Here is a 17,905-nt window from a genome sequence, read left to right as displayed (position 1 = left end):
TATGACCCGTCTACCTCTCCTGGCAGCGACGCTGCTGGCAATCCTTCCGTCTGCGCCGAGCTTGGCAGATGGTACTGGTATCCATACCGAACCGTCAGAGGCCGCTATGGCCTCGTTCGACATCATCGAAACTACCATTGTGATCAAGGACGAGAATGCCGTCTTCACCACACGCGTGCGTGGTGAGGCGGGCATCGACAGGCCTGATGCCGCCGGCAAGTTCGAAGGCTCCAGCGTTTACGCTTATGTCTGGCCCACCAGCCTCAACAGCGGCGACATCGGTTTTGATGCGAACCAGGGCATTGTCGCCCTTGCCGTGACCTTCCATCCCGATTTCGATGACGCTGCCTATGGCGGCGCCAACCGCCACGTGTGGCATCCGCACTGGGTCGTTTTAAGTGAAGACGCCGCTTGCCCCGGCGGCCTCAAGGTCAATGATATTCCCGAAGGCGCCACCCCCAAGGTGCCGCAAACCTGGCCCAACGTACCGCTGCTGATAGATAGCCCGGAATATCCGACGAACTTTACCGGTGAGACGGTGCAAGTGACGATCCCACTTGAGTTGATCAGCGGCATTGCGGATGCAAGTTTCGACGGCGTCACGGCAGGCCTTAAGGTGAATGGAAAGCTCCATGCACCGCTGCTCTGCGTGGACAACGTGTTCAAGGTCGCCTCGGGTGACCTGAGCCTCCCCGGAAAGGTCAGTGCCAGTCACTAGCCGAGCGGCCGGTTCGTCGACTGCCATCGACGAACCGGCACGTTTCCACCCTCCAGGCACGAAGAGAAGAAACATGAGCAGAATTAACTATCGCCCCCACCGACGCAACCGGCTCGGTCGAGCAGAACTTTCGAGAGATCAAGTTTGCATTCGTTGTGATTGCCAATCGGCTGCCGGCAATTCGCCTGCCGCCCTGGCCAACATGTGGGGTTCCTTCGCTGCCGCAGGCGGCGGCATTCTGGGACGAAGTTGGGCGAGCAGATCGCCGTGGCCATCGCCGATCGCAACAGCGGCAACCTTTGCCTGGCCGCCCATACCGGCTTGGTCAAAAATGCTAGCGCCACCGCCGTGGAGATGACCGAGGCACAAGCCGGCCGCTCCAGCGATCCGCGCACCAGCAGTAGCGCTGAACTTCGCTGTCGCACTGATCGCTAAGCGGGGCGTCGACGCTGGTGAAGCGAAAGAGCCGGCGATTGCTGGTTCAACCAAGGCGAGATCGTCGAGGTCATGCAAACGTCGCCCAACCTGTCCACCAAATACATCAATGTCACCCTCGACGTGCCGCTTAACTTCCCCGGCGTCGAGCTTACGCGCGCCGCCACGCTCACAGGCCCCGCACCTTGCGGTCCGGGTCACTTTCCCCCAAGAGGTCGATCATGCCCTTGCCCCCAACACTCCGCCGCGCCGGAACTGCACGTTCAGGAGTGACTGAGCATCATCGCCCAGCCGTCGATAGGGCAATCGCGTGACGTCCAGGCTCTCTTGACGTCATCTGCCTAGCCATCCGCCATCGACAACTATGGTATGGCCATTCATGTAGGCAGAGGCGGGGGACGCAAGGAAGACAACTGCGCCGGCAAAATCGTCAACGGTGCCCCACCGCCCAGCTGGAATGCGGTTGAGAATGGCATTGGAGCGCACCGGGTCGTCGCGCAAGGCCTCAGTATTGTCCGTCGCGACGTAACCAGGTGCGATCGCGTTGATGTTGATGTTCTTGCCGGCCCATTCATTTGCGAGAGCCATCGTGATGCGGCCTATGCCGCTCTTGCTTGCGGCATAACCCGGGACGTTGATGCCGCCCTGGAAGGTCAGCAGGGAAGCGGTAAAGATGATCTTGCCGCCGCCATTGTCGATCATGCGGCGCCCGAACTCCCGCGCCAGAATGAAGGGCGCCGAGAGATTGGTTTCGAGCACCTCGTCCCAGATCACATCGTCATGCTGTACGGCTGGAGCGCGCCTGATAGTTCCTGCATTGTTGACCAAAATGTCGATGCGGTGCTGGGCTGCGGCCGTATTGATGAAGGCGTGTGTGGAGGCGCGGTCCGAAAAGTCGCAGTGGTAGGCTGTGAACTGCCGGCCGCGTGCCCGAACCTCCTGCTCACAAAGGCTCCCAGACGCAGAAAGACTGGCGCTGACGCCCACGATGTCGGCCCCCGCTTCTGCGAGTGCTACTGCCATGGCCAATCCGATTCCCCGATTGCAACCGGTGACCAGTGCCGTCCGCCCGTCTAGGCGGAACTTATCGAGAATGCTCAAGTGCCAGCTCCCACCTGGATCAACGTCTTCATGGCGTTGGAATTGCCTTCAAGGCCTGTAAATGCCTGTTCGATCTCGTCGAGGCCGCGAATGTCGGTGATCAGGGGAGCAACATCTACGGCGCCCGATTCGAGCAGTTCGATCGCCCTATTGTAGTCTTCTGGCTCGTAGACGCGCGCTCCCAGCATTTCGAGCTCTCGCCAGAAGAACTGAAAGAGGTCTACGGGCGGCCTCTTGTTGTTGATGGCTACCATGACGATGCGTCCGCGTGCTGCGGCTGCTGCCGTCATGGCTTCCACTCCCGCTTGGGAGCCCGACACCTCAAAGACCACGTCGGCGCCGCGGCCGTCCGTTCGCGCCATGATGGCTGGGCCTATGGCGCCGTCTTTGGGGTTGATCGTTTCGAGCTCCAGTTTCCTGGCAATAGCCAGTCGGTTCTCGTTGATCTCGGCCACGATCGCATTCGCACCAGCATGGGCTGCAACCAACGCAATTAGCATGCCGATGGGGCCGCCTCCGATCACGAGGGCGATTTCACCGGCTGCAATACGACCGCGGCGAACATCATGGCATGCGACGGCCAGCGGTTCGACCATCGCGGCGAGCTTGAGATCGAGGTTTTGCGGCAGCACATGCACGGTATGAGCCGGCACGGTCCACTTCTGCTGGAATGCTCCGTTGGAATCGAGGCCGAGAAATTTGAGATTGTGACAGATATGGCTGTGGCCCGCCCGGCAGGCCGGACAGTCACCGCAGTGATCGAGCGGACGCACGACCACGCGCTGGCCGGTTCGGATGTGCTCCACGCCAGCTCCGACGGCCGCGATCACCCCCGACATCTCGTGCCCAATGATCCGGTGCGTGGTGACCCGCGCGTCCATGTCGCCATGAAACACATGCATGTCGGTGCCGCATACACCGCAATAGGCGACGTCAATCTGCACCTCGCCCGGGCCGGGAGCAACGGGGACCACTTCTTCGAGGCGGAATGATTTCTGGCCGGCATAGAATGCGGCCATTGCGGTCTGACTGCTCATCGTTTCTTGCTTCTCCTTGTGCTATTCGCCAGGGGCGCTTTGGGCAGCGGCATGCTTGAGTTTGGCCCAATCGAACTCGACGCCCGTTCCGGGTGTGTCGGGCGCCACGGCAAGGCCACCGCTCAATTGCAGAGGGCGGTGGGTGAAGGTGTCGATGTCGAAGCTGTGGGCCTCCACCCAGCCGGCATTGGGCTGGGCCGCAACCAGGCTAACATGGAGTTCCTGCATGCCGTGGCTGCAAACGGGAATGCCGGCGGTGCGGCTCATCTGGGCAACACGCAGGAAGCCGCTGATGCCGCCGCAGTTGGATGCATCGGGCTGCAAATAGGAAAGCTTCGACTGCGCAATGGCGTATTCGAATTCGTGAATGGTGTGCAGGTTCTCGCCCATGGCAAGCGGCATGCCGGTCGCGTCGGCGATCTCGCCATAGCCGCGAAAATCATCGGGAATGATGGGCTCTTCAAACCAGAGAATGTCGTGGGGCTCGAATGCCCTGGCCGCTGCAATGGCGCGGGGAACGTTGAGCGCGTAATTGGCGTCAACCATGAAAGGCATGCTGGGACCGATCAGCCGGCGTACCGCTGCGACCCGCTCCTGATCTTCGGCAAGATCATCCTTTCCAACCTTGATCTTGACGGCAGTGAAGCCGGCGGCGAGGTAGCCCTCGATACTCGCAAGCAGTTCGTCGAGCGTATAGTTAAGGTCGATGCCGCCACGATAAACTTTTGCCCGGGCGCTCGTGCCGCCCGCCAATTTCCAGAGCGGCAGGGCCTCGCGCTTGCCGCGAAGATCCCAGAGTGCGATATCAACCGCGGAGATGGCAAAGCTGGTGATACCGCCCCGGCCCACGTAATGAATGTGCCACCACATCGCGTCATACAGCGCCTCGATTTGGGCTGCGTCCTTGCCAACCAGCGCGGGAGCGAGATCGTGCTCAAGCACGGCGCGGATAGCGCGGCCGCCCTTGCCGCCGGTATAGGTGTAGCCAACGCCTTCCAGGCCATCGGCCGTCCGCACCGTTGCCGTAACGAGCTCAAAATGGGTGTGAGCGCCATGCTTGGCGTCGGACATCACCTTGGGCAGCGGCACGCGGAAGAGCTGCGCCTCAATGCTCTCGATCCTGCTGTTCATTGCCCTCTCACGACCAGTTCACATACATGGTTTTCTTGCGGAAATAGCCGTCGAGGCCATATTTGCCATCTTCTCCGCCAAGCCCGGATTGCCCCCACCCGTTGTGGAAGCCCTGGACCAATTCGCCGCTGGTGCGATTGACGTAGATTTCGCCGAATTGCAGATCCCTGGCCGCCTGCATCAGTCGGCGAAAGTTTTGCGAGTAGACGTAGGCAGAAAGGCCGTACTCGCTGTCATTGGCCAGCGCCAGCGCTTCCTCGAAGCTTGAGACTGTCATGGCGGGCACGACGGGTCCGAAGATCTCCTTCTGCATGGCCGGGGCCGTGTTGTCGCGGACCTTCAGCACGGTCGGCGAATACCAGTGCCCTTTCGCGTAGGCGCCATCGCGTAGGCGACCGCCCCGCAGAAGCACCTCGGCACCCGCCGCAAGGGTGTCCTCCACGATTGCCTCGATCTTGTCGACCTCGGGGCCGCTGATCTTTGGACCAATGTCGGGGTTGCTCAGTGGATCTCCGACCCGGAGGCTGCTGGTGCGGGCCAAAAACTTGTCGAGGAATTCGCCTGCGATTGCGTCATGAAGATACATGCGCTCGTTGCAAGTGCAGATTTGCCCGCAATTGCTGAAGCGGGCAACAACCGCACTTTCCACGGCGGCATCGATATCGGCGTCGTCCATGACGATGAACGGTGCTTTGCCACCCAGTTCGAGCCGCAGCACTTTGATCCGATCGGCGCTGGAGCGGTAGATTTCCCGGCCGGCACGGGTGCTGCCTGTCATGGTTATGAGATCCGAGGCGGGACTTGTCACGAGGGCTTCGCCGACGGTGCGCCCGGCGCCTGTGACCACGTTGAACACCCCGGGTGGAAAGCCGATGTGGTCGGCTAGTTGGACCAGCGCGATGCCCGAAAAGGGCGTGAATTCGTGGGCTTTGAGCACAAAGGTGTTGCCGGCCACCAGCGCCGGACCCAATTTTCGGGCAGCCAGGGCAGCGGGAAAATTCCAGGCCGTTAGGCCAACCACGACGCCATGCGGAACGCGGCGGATCCAGACCTCTTCATTTACGCTGTCGGAAGGAACGATGTCTCCTTCGATGCGGCGCGCGCTTTCGGCCGCATAGCGCAGAAAAGTCTCGGTGGCCCCCACTTCGCCCATTGCCTGGTTGAGCGGCTTGCCCTGTTCGGCGACCACGATGCGCGCCAGCACGCCGGCGTGTTCTTTCACCGCATCGGCAAGGGCGACCAGCAGTTTGGCTCGCTCAAATGGCGGCAGCGCCGCCCAGGCAGGTTGCGCGCTTTGCGCTGCGTCCACCGCGGCCGCGGCATCGTCCGCTCCTCCTTGGGGAATGGTGCCGATGATGCGCCCAGTGGCGGGGTTTTCTACCTCGTACACGTCGCGGGAGCTGCCGTCGGTCCAGTGCCCATTGATGAACATCTGGCCACGATAAGCGCCTGCGCCGGTCAGCGCCGACAACATCTCCTGCAACATTGGTGCTCTCCGCAGACATTTGATCCGACCAAATTGAGGGTAAATGAGCTGAGGATCGTCACCAAAGTCAACCCCTATAGCCATGGAAAGAGATTGATCGTAAGTTTGGAGCGACCAAACGTGCTTTTGGGATTGCCTTTTGGCGCAAATGTGGTTCAGTGAGGTGAGAGAGACGATCGGGGTGGTAGGTGCAGTGGAGCAGTTTGCGGAGGCAAGTCGGGGCGGCGCGGATCGGGCGGCCGATGCGGTGGTCACGCGGCTCGAGGCAATGATCGGTGCGGGCGAATTGGCCGATGGCAGCTTCCTGCCTGCCGAACGCGAACTGATGTCCCGGTTCGGCATCAGCCGTACGGTCGCCCGCGAAGCGGTGGTTCGTCTGGCCGGACGGGGTTTGGTCGAAACACGTCCGCGCTTTCGTCCCGTGGTGCGCCGCCCCGGCTATGATGCCGCGCTTTCAGCGCTGGGCGGAGTGGTTGGTCAACTGCTCGGCCAGTCGGCCGGGGTCAAGAATCTTTACGATACGCGGGTCTTCATGGAGGCCGCGCTGGTACGCTACGCGGCGCTTCATGCTCGCAAGGACGATATCGCTGCGCTCAAGCGGGCGCTGGATGCCAACGAGGCGGCGATTGCCGACGCAGCCGAATTCTATCGTAGCGACATGGCCTTTCACGCGGTGCTCTATGAGCTGCCGCGGAACCCGGTAATGCCCTCGATACACCGTGCCTTCACCGCCTGGCTGCGCCCTCATTGGGAGCGGATGGATCGCTCCTCTGAGCGAAACCGGAGCAATTTCCTCAGTCACCGCGAGATCTATCGTTGCATCGTGGAGCGGGACGCGGAAGCGGCGGAGGAGGCGCTGAAAGGGCATCTCGCTGCCGCCTGGGAATACGTGCGGGGAACATTCGAGCCGGCCTGAGTTCCGCAAAGAGAAACAGGTTGGGTGGGAGGACGAGACGTGGCTGACGAATATGATCATATCGTCGTGGGAGGAGGCGCTTCGGGTTGCGTCGCGGCCGCGCGGCTTGTCGAGGCTGGGCGCCGCGTGCTGCTGTTGGAAGCCGGGCACTCGCATCACCATCCGCTGCTCGACATGCCCCCGGGCATCTTCAAGATGATCAATGGCAGCAAGTTCATGCGCTATCATGCGACCACTCCCCAGGAGCATCTGGACGGGCGCGTGCATGAGATAAGCCAGGGCAACGTGCTTGGCGGCGGCACCTCCGTGAATGCCCAAGTCTACATGCGCGGACGCCCGTCCGACTACGACTCCTGGGACGAGCTTTTGCGCGGCAACAACAGTGGGGTCCGCTGGGACTGGGAGCATGTGTTGCCCCACTTCCGCAACATGGAAGGCAACAACCGCTTCTTCGACGAACGCCACAACGACAGCGGCCCGCTCCTTGTCTCCGATCCCGGCCATATCGATGATGTGTCGCGCTGGTTCGTGCAGACCATGCAGGGACTTGGTGTGCCGTTCAACCCGGATTTCAACGGGTCCTCGCAGACTGGAGCGGGCTTTTATCAGTTCATGAACCGGCGGGGCAAGCGCAGCAGCGCCGCGTACGCCTTTATCGAGCCGCTCCGGAGCAATCCCCTGCTGACGGTCAGGCTCAACGCGCCCGTGAAGCGGATCCTCGTGGAAAACGAACGGGCCACCGGCGTCGTTTTTGCTGATGGAACTGGGGAGCGAACCGTGTGGGCGCGGAGCGAGATCATCGTAGCTTCGGGCGCGCTGGTCACGCCCCAGCTGCTGATGTTGTCCGGGATCGGTCCGGCAGATGACCTGCGGCAGCAAGGGATCGAAGCGGTGATAAATGCACCGGGCGTGGGGCAGAATCTGATCGACCACCCCGAAGTGCCAATCCTTGCCCATTTCGACGGACCCTACGGCTATTTCGGGCATACCGATGGCTGGCGCATGATCATGCATGGGCTGCAGTTCAAGGTGTTCGGCACCGGGGTGGTCACCTCGGCGGGGGTGGAAGCAGGAGCGTTTGTCAATCCACTTGATCCCGAAGGCGAGCCCAGCATCCAGGCCTTCTGTGTCCCCTTCGTTTATCTCGATCGCGACCTGCTCAAGTTGATCGATCCGACCCATGGTGTGACGATCACCACCGTGGTGACCAAGCCCAAGTCGCGAGGCTTTGTGAAACTGCGCTCTGCGGATCCTGCCGATATGCCCATCGTGTCGCCGCATCTTCTCAAGCATCCGGACGATATGGCCACCATGATTGCCGGTCAGCGCTTCTTTCTCCAAGCCTTCCAGGACGGACCGCTGGGCAAGCGGGTGGATAAGGTCCTGCGGCCCGATACTTCAGATCTCAGCGATGAAGCATTGGCGGCCCATTGCAGAAAGATGGTCAAGACCAATTACCATCCGGCCGGGACCTGCCGAATGGGGCCGGACGGCGATCCGTTGGCGGTGCTCGATGCCCAGATGCGGGTACGCGGCGTGGCAAATCTGCGCGTCGCCGATATGTCGGCATGTCCCACGATCAATTCGGGTAACACCGCGGCGCCGGCAATGATGCTGGGCGATCGCTGCGCCAGCTTCATTCTGGGCGCTCCGCGGCAGCTGGGCCAGGAGCGGGTGAGCCATGTCGCTTGAGGGGAAATCCGTTCTGGTTACCGGTGCCGGCAAGGGCATCGGCCGGGCAACCGCCCTGATGTTGGCCGAACAAGGTGCCCGGGTCATCGCCATGAGCCGGACGGAGGCTGACCTGCACGAACTCCGGGATCACATCGGCTGTGAGGTCATCCCGGTTGATCTTGTTGATGCACAGGCCACACGGGTCGCCGCGCATAAGGCGTTGCCGTGCGACTATCTGGTCAACAATGCGGGCATGACCGTGCTCGAGCCTTTTCTCGACGCCAGCGTGGCAAGCCTCGACATCCTGCTGGCGGTCAATCTCAAGGCGCCGATGATCCTGGCGCAGGAATATGCCAGAGACCGGATTTCGCGGGGGCAGGGCGGGGCGATCGTCAATGTCTCGAGCAACGCGTCCTGGGTGGGGTGGGCCGATCATGCCGCTTACTGCGCCAGCAAGGGTGCGCTCGACGCTATGACACGGGTCATGGCCAACGAACTCGGCCGGCAGGGCATCCGCGTCAACGCGGTCAATCCCGCCATCACGCTGACGCCCATGGCCGTCAAGGCCTGGAGCGATCCGGTTAAGTCCGAGCCAGTGCTGCGTCGCATGCCGCTGGGGCGCTTCGTGCGACCGGAGGAAGTCGCCTCGGTGATCCTGTTTCTACTCAGCGATGCGGCGGCAATGATCAACGGCGTGGCCATGCCGGTGGACGCCGGATTTGCGGTGAACTGAGACAAAAAGGAGGGTTGAACAATAGGGAGGAATCCGCCGGCCCTAAGGCCGGAACAGGATCAGTGCTGGGACCGCAATGAGATTGCGAACCAGTGTCGTCAGCTAATTGCAACCACCTCGCCAGCGCGCGAGGAATTTGGGAGGAACCATTAAATGAGAATAACCCGTCGCCGTCTACTAATCGCCTCGGCCGCCAGTGCCGCGGCTTCGATCTTGGCTTCGCGCGCCTTTGCCGCGCCGCCGCCGCTCGAGCAGAAGGAAACCTATAAGGTCGGCTTTGCGCAGACCGAGAGCAACAATCCCTGGCGTTTGGCTCAGACCAAGTCCATGCAGGACGAGGCGGCGGCGCGGGGCTGGCAGTTGGTCTATACCGATGCCGCCGGATCGGCCGCCAAGCAGGTAGCTGACGTCAATTCCATGATCGCGCAGGGCGTCGACCTGATTTTTCTCGCCCCTCGCGAAGAGAAGCCGCTTATCCCGGCGATCATGGCAGCCAAGGGGGCCGGCATCCCGGTGATCCTGCTCGACCGCAATGTCGATCAGAGCCTTGCCAAGCCCGGCGAGGACTACATCACTTTTATCGGCTCGGACTTCGTCGAGGAAGGTCGGCGGATCGCCGAATATCTGGTGGGCATGGGCGGGGACAAGAAGACCATCATTCAGCTCGAGGGCACGACCGGGTCCTCTCCTGCCAATGACCGCAAGCGTGGGTTCGAGGAATTCCTCGCCGACCATTCCGACTATCGGGTCGTTGCCTCCCAGTCGGGCGACTTCGCCCGCGACCGCGGCCGGCAAGTTGCCGAAACGCTGCTGCAGGCGCATCCCGACGCCAACGTGATCTATGCCCACAACGACGAGATGGCGATCGGCGCTATCGCGGCGCTCGAGGCCGCTGGTCGCACGGCCGGCCGGGACGATTGCCTGGTGTTCTCCATCGATGGCGGCCGCGAGGCGGTGCAGCTGGTTGTGGACGGCAAGATCGAGGCCGTCGTTGAGTGCAACCCGCGCTTCGGACCCAAGGCGTTCGACACGGCCTTGGCTTATGCCGCAGGCGAGGAAATTCCGCCGGTGATCATCAATCCGGACCAGATCTATACGCCAGAAAACGCTGCGGACCTCATCGATACCGCCTACTAAGTCCCATCCACGCAGTATCCGCCCGCCATCTTGCGGGCGGATGCGCCAATGTGAAGGCAAAGGCATGGCAGATACCCCATTGTTGTCGATGAGCGGCGTGGAAAAGCGCTTCGCCGGCATTCCGGCGCTTGCGGGTGCTTCGCTCGAAATCTTGCCGGGAGAGGTGCATGCGCTGATCGGCCAGAACGGCGCCGGCAAATCCACCATGATCAAGGTGCTCACCGGCTACCATCGCCGCGATGGGGGAACCGTGAGTTTTGCCGGAAGGCCCTTCGAAGTGCATTCGCCACACCAGGCTCAGGCCCGCGGCATCAGCACGATCTATCAAGAAATCAATCTGGTGCCGCTCCGCTCCGTTACGGAAAACGTTTGCCTGGGCCGTGAGCATCGCCGCTTCGGCCTTCTCGACTGGAACGCCATGCACCGGGAGGCCGAACGCCTCCTGTCCACCTTCGGCATCCGCATCGACGTGCGCCGTCCGCTGTTGGACTTCAACACCGCCACCCAGCAGATGGTGGCCATCGCGCGGGCCATTGGCTTTTCGGCGCGCCTCGTCATCATGGACGAGCCCACCTCTTCTCTGGACGAAAAGGAGGTGGAGGTGCTGTTCCGGGTGATCCGCCAGCTCAAGGCCGATGGCGTTTCGGTTGTCTTCGTCAGCCACAAGCTCGACGAACTCTACGAAGTCTGTGATCGAGTCACTATCATGCGCGACGGCAAGACCGTGCGCGTCGCCAACATGGACAGTATTGACAAGCTCGAGCTAGTCTCCGCGATGCTGGGTCGTGACGTGGCCCGCAGCGATGGTCACGCCACCGCCTTCGCCGCGCGGCAACGAAGCGCGGGCGAAGTTGTGTTGCAGGCGCAGCATCTTGCCGCTGGAAATGCAGTGCGCGACGTCTCTTTCGCCGTCAAGCGTGGGGAGATCGTCGGGTTTGCCGGCCTCCTCGGTGCAGGCCGGACCGAGACTGCGCATGTGCTGTTCGGCATGGACAGGGCGCAGGCCGGCCACATGAAAATGGAGGGGCAAGTCTATGATCCCCGGAATCCGAAGGATGCTATTGGAGCCGGCCTTGGCTTTGTCACCGAGGATCGCAAGCTCGAAGGCATCGTGCCCGAGCTCAGCGTTGCCGATAACCTGACATTGGCCCTTCTCCCACGGATCAGCCGACGGGGCGTGATTTCAGAGCGGCAGCAGCGTGAAGTCGTAGATGGCTTCATCAAGCAGCTTGGTATCAAATGCTCGGGCCCGGCGCAGAAAATCCGCGAACTGTCGGGGGGCAACCAGCAAAAGGTGCTGCTGGCGCGTTGGCTCGCCACACATCCACGCCTGTTGATCCTTGATGAACCGACCCGCGGCATAGACGTGGGGGCTAAAGGGGAAATCCAGCGGCTGATCCGCAAGCTGGCGGACGAAGGCCTGGCAGTGCTCATGATCTCTTCGGAACTCGAAGAGATCATCGAAGGGGCCGACCGCGTCTTTGTGTTGCGAGAGGGCCGTACAGCGGCAGAACTCGATGGTGAGGCCATCACCGAAGAACGCGTGCTCGAGGCCATGGCCCATGGTCACTCCAATCAGATCGAACAGGTGGCTTCATGAGCGAAACTGTTTCCTCCTCATCGGCCAAGCCGGCGCGCTTTGTTGATCCGCTCGACTTCCTGGCGCGCTACGGCACGCTCGTTGCGCTGGCGCTGCTGATCGTTTTCAACCTTTTCTTCACACGTAACTTCGCGACGCTGCAGACGCTCAACGTCAACTTGACGCAGGTCTGCACCATCGTCATCGTCGCCATCGGCATGACGATGGTGATCGGCACCGGGGGCATCGATCTCTCCGTCGGCTCGATCATGGCCATTTCGGGTGCGCTGGCGCCCTTGATCTTCCTGGGCACCATCTTTCCGGTAGGCAATATGGGTGTGTCGGTTGCCGTCGCCATCGCTGTTGCACTGCTGGCGGCGACGCTGCTTGGGCTCTTCAACGGCTGGCTAGTGGCCAAGATGCGCATTCAGCCCATCATTGCCACGCTGGTGCTGTTTATCGCCGGCCGTGGCATCGCGCAGGTGCTGACCAACGGCAATCTTCAGGTATTCCGCGTCCCGGAGTTTCAGTGGATTGGCCTTGCCCGCCCGTTCGGCATACCGGTCCAGGTGATGATCATGGTCGTGATGATCGTTCTTGCGGCCTGGGTCCTTCAGCGCACCGTCTTCGGCAGGCAGATCCTGGCGACGGGCGGCAACGAAAAAGCGGCCGACCTGGCGGGAATCCCCGTGGATCGGGTCAAGCTCGCCGTTTACGCCATAAGCGGTTTTTGTGCCGGCGTCGCCGGCTTGGTGGTGATCGCCATAAACTCCGCCAGCGACGCCAATCTGGTTGGCTTGGGCATGGAGCTTGATGCCATTGCGGCGGTTGCCGTCGGCGGGACCTTGCTGGTTGGTGGCAAGGCCACCGTCATCGGCACGCTAATCGGCGCGCTAACCATTCAGCTGGTGCGCTACACGCTTCTGGCCAACGGATTGCCCGAAGGGGCGGCGCTGATGGTGCAGGCGGCGATCATCGCGGGAGCTGTTTGGCTGCAGCAGCAGGGGAGGGTGCGATGAAACGTAAAGTCGACATGCGCGTGCTTCTGGGCACCTATGGTGTGGTGGTTGCGCTTGTGCTGCTGATCGCCTTCGGCTGGTGGCGCTACGAAAATTTCTTGGGCATGTTCAACGTCATGAGCGTGCTGCGCTACAATTCCATGTTCGCGCTCGTCGCGCTGGGGATGTGCTTTGTAATCATGACTGGCGGTATCGACCTGTCGGTCGGCTCGGCCGCGGCGCTGGGAAGTGTCGCTGCGGCGCTCGGCAGCCACTACGGCATCATCCCGGGCATAGCGGGAGGCGTGGGCGCCGGCTTGCTGGTCGGCGTGATCAATGGCGCCCTAGTGACCCGGCTCAACATCATGCCATTTATCGCTACGCTCGCCACCATGCTCGCTGCAAGTGGCGCGGCTCTGCTGCTGGCCAACAATCAGTCGGTATCGATCTCCTACGAAACCGGCTTTATGAACCTGGGTCAGGGCAATCTCTGGATCCTGCCGATCCCCGCAGTGATTGCGGCGCTGGCCTATGTGGTGGGATCGGTGATCCTCAACTTCACCAGCGCTGGACGCACGGTGCTGGCGATAGGAGGCAACGAGGATGCCACGAACATGATGGGCCTGCGCACCGGGCGCATCAAGTTTCTCACCTATCTTGCAAGCGGCGGTCTGGCCGGTCTGGCGGGCGTCATTCTGGCTGCCCAATTCGGCGCCGGGCAGCCCATCGAGGGCGTTGGCTGGGAATTGTTCGCCATCGCCGCCGTGGTGGTGGGCGGCACCCTGCTGACCGGTGGCAAGGGGTCGGTCGGCACGACCCTGGCGGGCGTGCTGCTGCTGGGCATCCTGTTCAACATGCTGAATTTCGAGAACGGTATGGGATGGATTTCCCTCTCTGCCTACTGGCAATCCGTCATCCGCGGTGGCTTCCTGCTGATCGTGGTGATCATCCAGGCAAAGTTGATGTCCAAGGGAGCCAGGTATGTGACGTCATAGAAGCTCGAGCCACTTGAGACGCCTGTGCTCCAGGAGAAAGACCGACCGGCTCCAGTCCAATGGGTTACATGCTGGTCCATTTGCTGAAGAAGACGGCGTGGAAGATCTGGCGAGCAAGTTTTGACTCATCTGACCACGCCATTGCCGCGCCCCGAAATGGCCCGCGCAGTCTTCGTTGTCGGTCGATTATAACCGCGCAGACCCAAGGCGTCGGAAATGCCTGAGCCGATTGAGCTAGTACACGCTCAACCTGCTGAGATGGCCATCCTATCCCCGTCGTTGGATTGGCTGACAGTCAGGTTTCAGCAGTCAGAAGCGAGGCCTGAGCGGCAGAATTGGGGGCGCTTCCCGACGGCACAGGCGGGCCGATCTAGTAGTTGGCGCCGCCGGCGATTTCGCGCACCTCCAGCACGATGTCGGAGAGGCCATGGTCGATATGCATTTGCAGGAATTCTCCCGCGAGGGCCGTGGCGGCCTCAAGGTCGGGGACCTCGAGGACTGCATAGCCGCCGATCACTTCCTTGGCTTCCGCGAAGGGGCCGTCTGTAATCGCGAGGCCCCCGGTTCGGCCGTTCAGGCGTATACCTTCGCTGGCGGGCTTGAGGCCGCCGGTCGAGATCAGCGTGCCATCGGCGAGACATCTTTCCATCCAGGGTCCCATGGCGTCCATCAGTCCTTGCGGGACCTGTTCCGGCTTAAGGTCTAAGGGCGGGATGATACTCATGAAATATCGCATGTCCGATGTCTCCACTTTGATCAGCAGCAGCTTATGCTTGCTCATGAGCATGACGAAGCGCCTTGTTGGGTTTCGACAAGGTACCGCCGATTTTTGTCAAGTTCTTCAGCGCAGCCGGGCGAAAGGGCCATGGGCAGTGTGGGGATGCGGCGCAGTGTGTTGGCACCCGCAGTGCCGCCCTCGGTCAGGCTCGAGAATGGCGAAGGGACGGCTGAGCACTCGACGCGCGCCCACCTGGCGTACCCCTAGATGGGGGAGCGCATCCGTGTTGGCGCGAGAGCAGTGAAGTCGTGCTCGCCGCAGTTGATCTACTTCTGCCCCGTCTTCAAGGAAGACCGGGTAGGGGTGTAGTAGAAGGAATTACCCTGCTCTTTGCCGCCCCCCATTCCCCCTCATCTCCCCCTCACTTCGCCGCGATGCGGCCAAGCGGCTCATTGCCTTCCGTGCAAGGCGCGCTAAACAGGGGCCAGAAACAAGGAGCGTCGCCAAATGGAGTTCTCCCTGCCGCTGGTTATCGGTGCGGGCGTCCTGAGCTTTCTCAGTCCCTGCGTGCTGCCGCTGGTGCCGCCATATCTGACCTATATGAGCGGGGCGAGCTACGATCAGTTGCGCGCCGAGGTAACTTCCGGCTCCGCCGGGCGGCTGACCGCGCGGGTGGCGCTCACCTCCCTCTTTTTCATCCTGGGCTTTTCCGTCGTCTTTATCGCCTTGGGGGCCACCGCCACGGCCTTCGGCCAGGCCTTCCGACAGCTCCTGCCCATCCTTACGCCCGTCGCCGGCGTGGTCATCATCGCCATGGGTCTGCATTTCCTTGGCATCTTTCGCATTGGTATTCTCGACCGGCAGCTGCGCCACAACGGCCCGGGTGCCGCATCGGGCCCCCTAGGCGGATTCCTCCTGGGCCTGGCCTTTGCCGTCGGCTGGACGCCCTGCATCGGCCCGGTCCTGGCGGCGATCCTGTCGGTCGCGGCAAGCCGCGACACCGCGTGGGAAGGCGCGTCGCTGCTTGGGCTCTATTCGCTGGGCCTGGGCATTCCGTTCTTCCTTGCCGGCATTGCCATCGGTCCCTTCCTCACCTTCTTCAATGGCTTCAAGAAGCATTTGGGCACGGTCGAGAAGGTCATGGGTGGCCTCCTGGTGCTGACCGGAGTGCTGTTCCTCACTGGCAATTTCACCCGTATATCTTACTGGTTTCTCGAGACCTTTCCGGTCCTGGCCAATTTCGGATAAGACGGCTTGGGATTTTTCCCAGGGAAGCGACTTCCGTAGCCAGCGGTTAACCCTCTTCGCGCTTGTGCGCGCGCCGCGCGCTTTTGACGGCCTATCTTCAGGTACGGTTTACGCCTCGGGGCGAGACTGGCGTCGATTTTGGGGGAAGAGCACAGACAATCGTGAACGCGCACAGCCAGTCCGTCGCTCGAACGGTGGGTCAGACTGAGAAAAGCTGGAGCCGGCCAATGGCGACGCTAGTGGCCGCGCACGGACAGTTCTCGGTCTCGGTCACGCACCGGATCGAGGAAGTGGAGACCATCTGGCGCCGCTTCACCGCAGGCGGCATCCAGTCGCCGGGCCAAAGTTACGACTTCATCCGCCTGTGGGTGAGCGACCGCGCAATCCCGCTCGACGAGCAGCACTATGTGGTCGGCTCCGTCAACGGCGAACCGGTGGTGCTGCTGCCGCTGCACCGCAAGCGCGTGCATGGAGCACGTCTGTTCACCTGGTTCCCCGGGCCACATGCAGGCTGCTATGCCCCGGTTGCCGACAATGAATGCCTGGCATCGCTGGGGCCGGAGGGCAGGGCAGAACTCTGGGAAGCCATGGCCGGTGCGTTGACCGGTGCCGACCTGATCTACCTGCGATCCGTGCCTGAGACTGTCGATGACCATGAAGGACTCTTCGAGGAACTGGGCAGCAACCTTGCCATCGAAACGCTTTATCGGGCCCAGTTCACCTCCTGGGATCAGTGCGACAAAGAGCAGCGCGGCCGCTCACGCCGCAAGCATGACCGGCAGCAGGGGGATCGCCTCGCTGCGCTGGGCGCGGTGAGTTTCGAGGAAATCGCCGACCCAGCGGAGGCCCACAAAGCCGTTGACATCATGTTCGCCCAGCGTTCCGCCCGCTTCAAGGCGCAGGGCATTCGCGACGGGTTCGTAGCCGACAATCTCATCGGTTTCTATCACAATGCTCTTTCGCCCGACTCGGGCATCGATGTGCGCTTGCACGTCCTGCGCCTCGATGGAGCCATCGTGGCGGTGCGCTACAATGTCGTGCATGGCGACCGCATGTTCTGCCTCATCTCCTCGATGAGTGATTGCAGCCGCATCCAGTCCGGTTCGCCCGGCAAGCAGTGCCTTCTGCATGTGATGCAAACGGTCTTCGACCAAGGCATCTCAGTGTTCGACATGGGCTCGGGGCTGACCGACGAGAAGCGCCACTGGTGCAATGTGCAGGTGCCGCTGCGCCAGCACTACATCCCCCTGACGCGCCTAGGCGACCTGGTGATCGGAAGCCATCGCAGCTTTCAGCGCCTTCGGGCCTGGGCCAAGTCCAACACGACGATCAAGTCACTGCTGCGCTCGGGCGTGATCCTGTGCGGGCGCTTGTTTGGCGGACGCTGTTCGGATCGGTTTTAGCCCGCGCAGCAAGACGCGGTTCGACGTACCCCACGACAACGTGGTCGTGGGGGACAATGAAAAGCGGTTTGGCGGCATCGGCGATTTCGATTTGTCATCCGAAAATCGGCTGAAGACGGGGTCGGATCGTCGGATGCATGATTTTGCACGAGGATCAGGGCTGTCGCTGACAGTTCGAGCGAGCGTTCTATGACTTCCCTGGGATTGGCGCATGTATGATCCACTGTGCCGGCCCGTTTCACCTTATCCTCCATCGGCCGGTTCCCCTAACGAAGAGGATACCGAATTGCTCGATGGTTCGAATGCGGCTTCGCTGCAGCAATAGTCGTTCAGCTGGCTCCAGGACGGGAGGATAGGCAGCCCATAAACGATGCGGCCGTGGGCGAAGTGTCCGCGTGTGGTCCTGGATCTTGGGATGCGCGACCGATGTCGGTCCGAGCATTTCGACCTTGTACAGCCTGGACTGGCCAGCTTCGAACACGGCGGCAAAGGAGCCGAATTCTGCAGAAGCGCCACGGCGCCGCCCTTGGTATCCTTGCGGGCCTGGCTAATTTCGGCGCCAGCTGGAGCAGCTCGTAATCTTCGAGCGCTTCGCC

At 61.8% G+C, this 17,905-nt stretch carries 17 protein-coding genes; 11 read left to right on the top strand and 6 right to left on the bottom strand.

What is annotated here, in order from left to right; translation table 11 throughout:
• Nucleotide 1: 1 nt before the first annotated feature.
• On the top strand, nt 2-718 hold the full coding sequence (locus K1X15_RS10855) for a hypothetical protein (RefSeq protein ID WP_220303626.1): 717 nt from the start codon (nt 2-4) through the stop codon (nt 716-718).
• Nucleotides 719-967: 249 nt separating this feature from the next.
• Nucleotides 968-1,153 (top strand): hypothetical protein, encoded by a 186-nt coding sequence (locus K1X15_RS21270; RefSeq protein ID WP_240549463.1) that lies wholly within the window; start codon nt 968-970, stop codon nt 1,151-1,153.
• 333 nt (nt 1,154-1,486) lie between these two features.
• Here the strand turns inward: K1X15_RS21270 and K1X15_RS10845 are convergent, their stop codons facing one another.
• The 4 genes from K1X15_RS10845 to K1X15_RS10830 are packed head-to-tail and all read right to left on the bottom strand — an operon-like array spanning nt 1,487 to nt 5,908.
• Nucleotides 1,487-2,254 (bottom strand): SDR family oxidoreductase, encoded by a 768-nt coding sequence (locus K1X15_RS10845; RefSeq protein WP_276315250.1) that lies wholly within the window; start codon nt 2,252-2,254, stop codon nt 1,487-1,489.
• Nucleotides 2,251-3,291: a zinc-dependent alcohol dehydrogenase gene (locus K1X15_RS10840; RefSeq protein ID WP_240549462.1), complete on the bottom strand. Its 1,041-nt coding sequence runs from the start codon at nt 3,289-3,291 to the stop codon at nt 2,251-2,253. The genes K1X15_RS10845 and K1X15_RS10840 overlap by 4 nt, the downstream gene beginning before the upstream one ends.
• 21 nt (nt 3,292-3,312) lie before the next feature.
• On the bottom strand, nt 3,313-4,422 hold the full coding sequence (locus K1X15_RS10835) for a mandelate racemase/muconate lactonizing enzyme family protein (protein ID WP_220303625.1): 1,110 nt from the start codon (nt 4,420-4,422) through the stop codon (nt 3,313-3,315).
• A gap of 7 nt (nt 4,423-4,429) precedes the next feature.
• Nucleotides 4,430-5,908, bottom strand: coding sequence for an aldehyde dehydrogenase family protein (locus K1X15_RS10830; RefSeq protein WP_220303624.1), 1,479 nt, complete (start codon nt 5,906-5,908; stop codon nt 4,430-4,432).
• Between the two features lie 193 nt (nt 5,909-6,101).
• Here K1X15_RS10830 and K1X15_RS10825 point away from each other — a divergent pair, with 193 nt between their 5' ends.
• From K1X15_RS10825 to K1X15_RS10795, 7 genes are all read left to right on the top strand, one after another.
• The gene (locus K1X15_RS10825) at nt 6,102-6,824 is read left to right on the top strand and encodes an FCD domain-containing protein (protein ID WP_240549461.1); all 723 of its coding nucleotides are present in this window, start codon (nt 6,102-6,104) and stop codon (nt 6,822-6,824) included.
• A 39-nt stretch (nt 6,825-6,863) separates the two neighbouring features.
• The gene (locus K1X15_RS10820; RefSeq protein WP_220303622.1) at nt 6,864-8,516 is read left to right on the top strand and encodes a GMC family oxidoreductase; all 1,653 of its coding nucleotides are present in this window, start codon (nt 6,864-6,866) and stop codon (nt 8,514-8,516) included.
• Complete coding sequence (locus K1X15_RS10815; RefSeq protein WP_220303621.1) at nt 8,506-9,231, top strand: SDR family oxidoreductase; 726 nt, start codon at nt 8,506-8,508, stop codon at nt 9,229-9,231. Before K1X15_RS10820 ends, K1X15_RS10815 begins: the two co-directional genes overlap by 11 nt.
• A gap of 153 nt (nt 9,232-9,384) precedes the next feature.
• Complete coding sequence (locus tag K1X15_RS10810) at nt 9,385-10,368, top strand: ABC transporter substrate-binding protein (protein ID WP_220303620.1); 984 nt, start codon at nt 9,385-9,387, stop codon at nt 10,366-10,368.
• 88 nt (nt 10,369-10,456) lie between these two features.
• Nucleotides 10,457-11,968 carry a sugar ABC transporter ATP-binding protein gene (locus K1X15_RS10805; RefSeq protein ID WP_220307507.1) on the top strand — a complete coding sequence of 504 codons (1,512 nt, stop codon included), beginning with the start codon at nt 10,457-10,459 and terminating at the stop codon, nt 11,966-11,968.
• Nucleotides 11,965-12,966, top strand: coding sequence for an ABC transporter permease (locus K1X15_RS10800; protein ID WP_220303619.1), 1,002 nt, complete (start codon nt 11,965-11,967; stop codon nt 12,964-12,966). Before K1X15_RS10805 ends, K1X15_RS10800 begins: the two co-directional genes overlap by 4 nt.
• The gene (locus tag K1X15_RS10795; protein WP_220303618.1) at nt 12,963-13,940 is read left to right on the top strand and encodes an ABC transporter permease; all 978 of its coding nucleotides are present in this window, start codon (nt 12,963-12,965) and stop codon (nt 13,938-13,940) included. The genes K1X15_RS10800 and K1X15_RS10795 overlap by 4 nt, the downstream gene beginning before the upstream one ends.
• A gap of 370 nt (nt 13,941-14,310) precedes the next feature.
• Here K1X15_RS10795 and K1X15_RS10790 read toward each other — a convergent pair whose 3' ends face one another.
• Complete coding sequence (locus tag K1X15_RS10790) at nt 14,311-14,727, bottom strand: YciI family protein (protein ID WP_220303617.1); 417 nt, start codon at nt 14,725-14,727, stop codon at nt 14,311-14,313.
• A gap of 438 nt (nt 14,728-15,165) precedes the next feature.
• Between K1X15_RS10790 and K1X15_RS10785 the strand changes: the two genes are divergently transcribed.
• Nucleotides 15,166-15,906, top strand: a complete 741-nt coding sequence (locus tag K1X15_RS10785; RefSeq protein WP_220303616.1) for a cytochrome c biogenesis CcdA family protein — start codon at nt 15,166-15,168, stop codon at nt 15,904-15,906.
• 227 nt (nt 15,907-16,133) lie between these two features.
• Nucleotides 16,134-17,309 carry a GNAT family N-acetyltransferase gene (locus K1X15_RS10780; protein WP_220303615.1) on the top strand — a complete coding sequence of 392 codons (1,176 nt, stop codon included), beginning with the start codon at nt 16,134-16,136 and terminating at the stop codon, nt 17,307-17,309.
• On the opposite strand, the gene K1X15_RS21620 is transcribed toward K1X15_RS10780, so the two are convergent.
• A complete protein-coding gene (locus K1X15_RS21620; protein ID WP_220303614.1) occupies nt 17,306-17,563 on the bottom strand; it encodes a JAB domain-containing protein in 258 nt (85 codons plus the stop codon). The genes K1X15_RS10780 and K1X15_RS21620 overlap by 4 nt on opposite strands.
• Between the last annotated feature and the right edge of the window lie 342 nt (nt 17,564-17,905).

Source organism: Devosia salina, assembly GCF_019504385.1.
Classification (GTDB): domain Bacteria; phylum Pseudomonadota; class Alphaproteobacteria; order Rhizobiales; family Devosiaceae; genus Devosia; species Devosia salina.
Note: the sequence above shows the minus strand (reverse complement) of the source record. Positions and strands in the feature narration are given on the sequence as shown.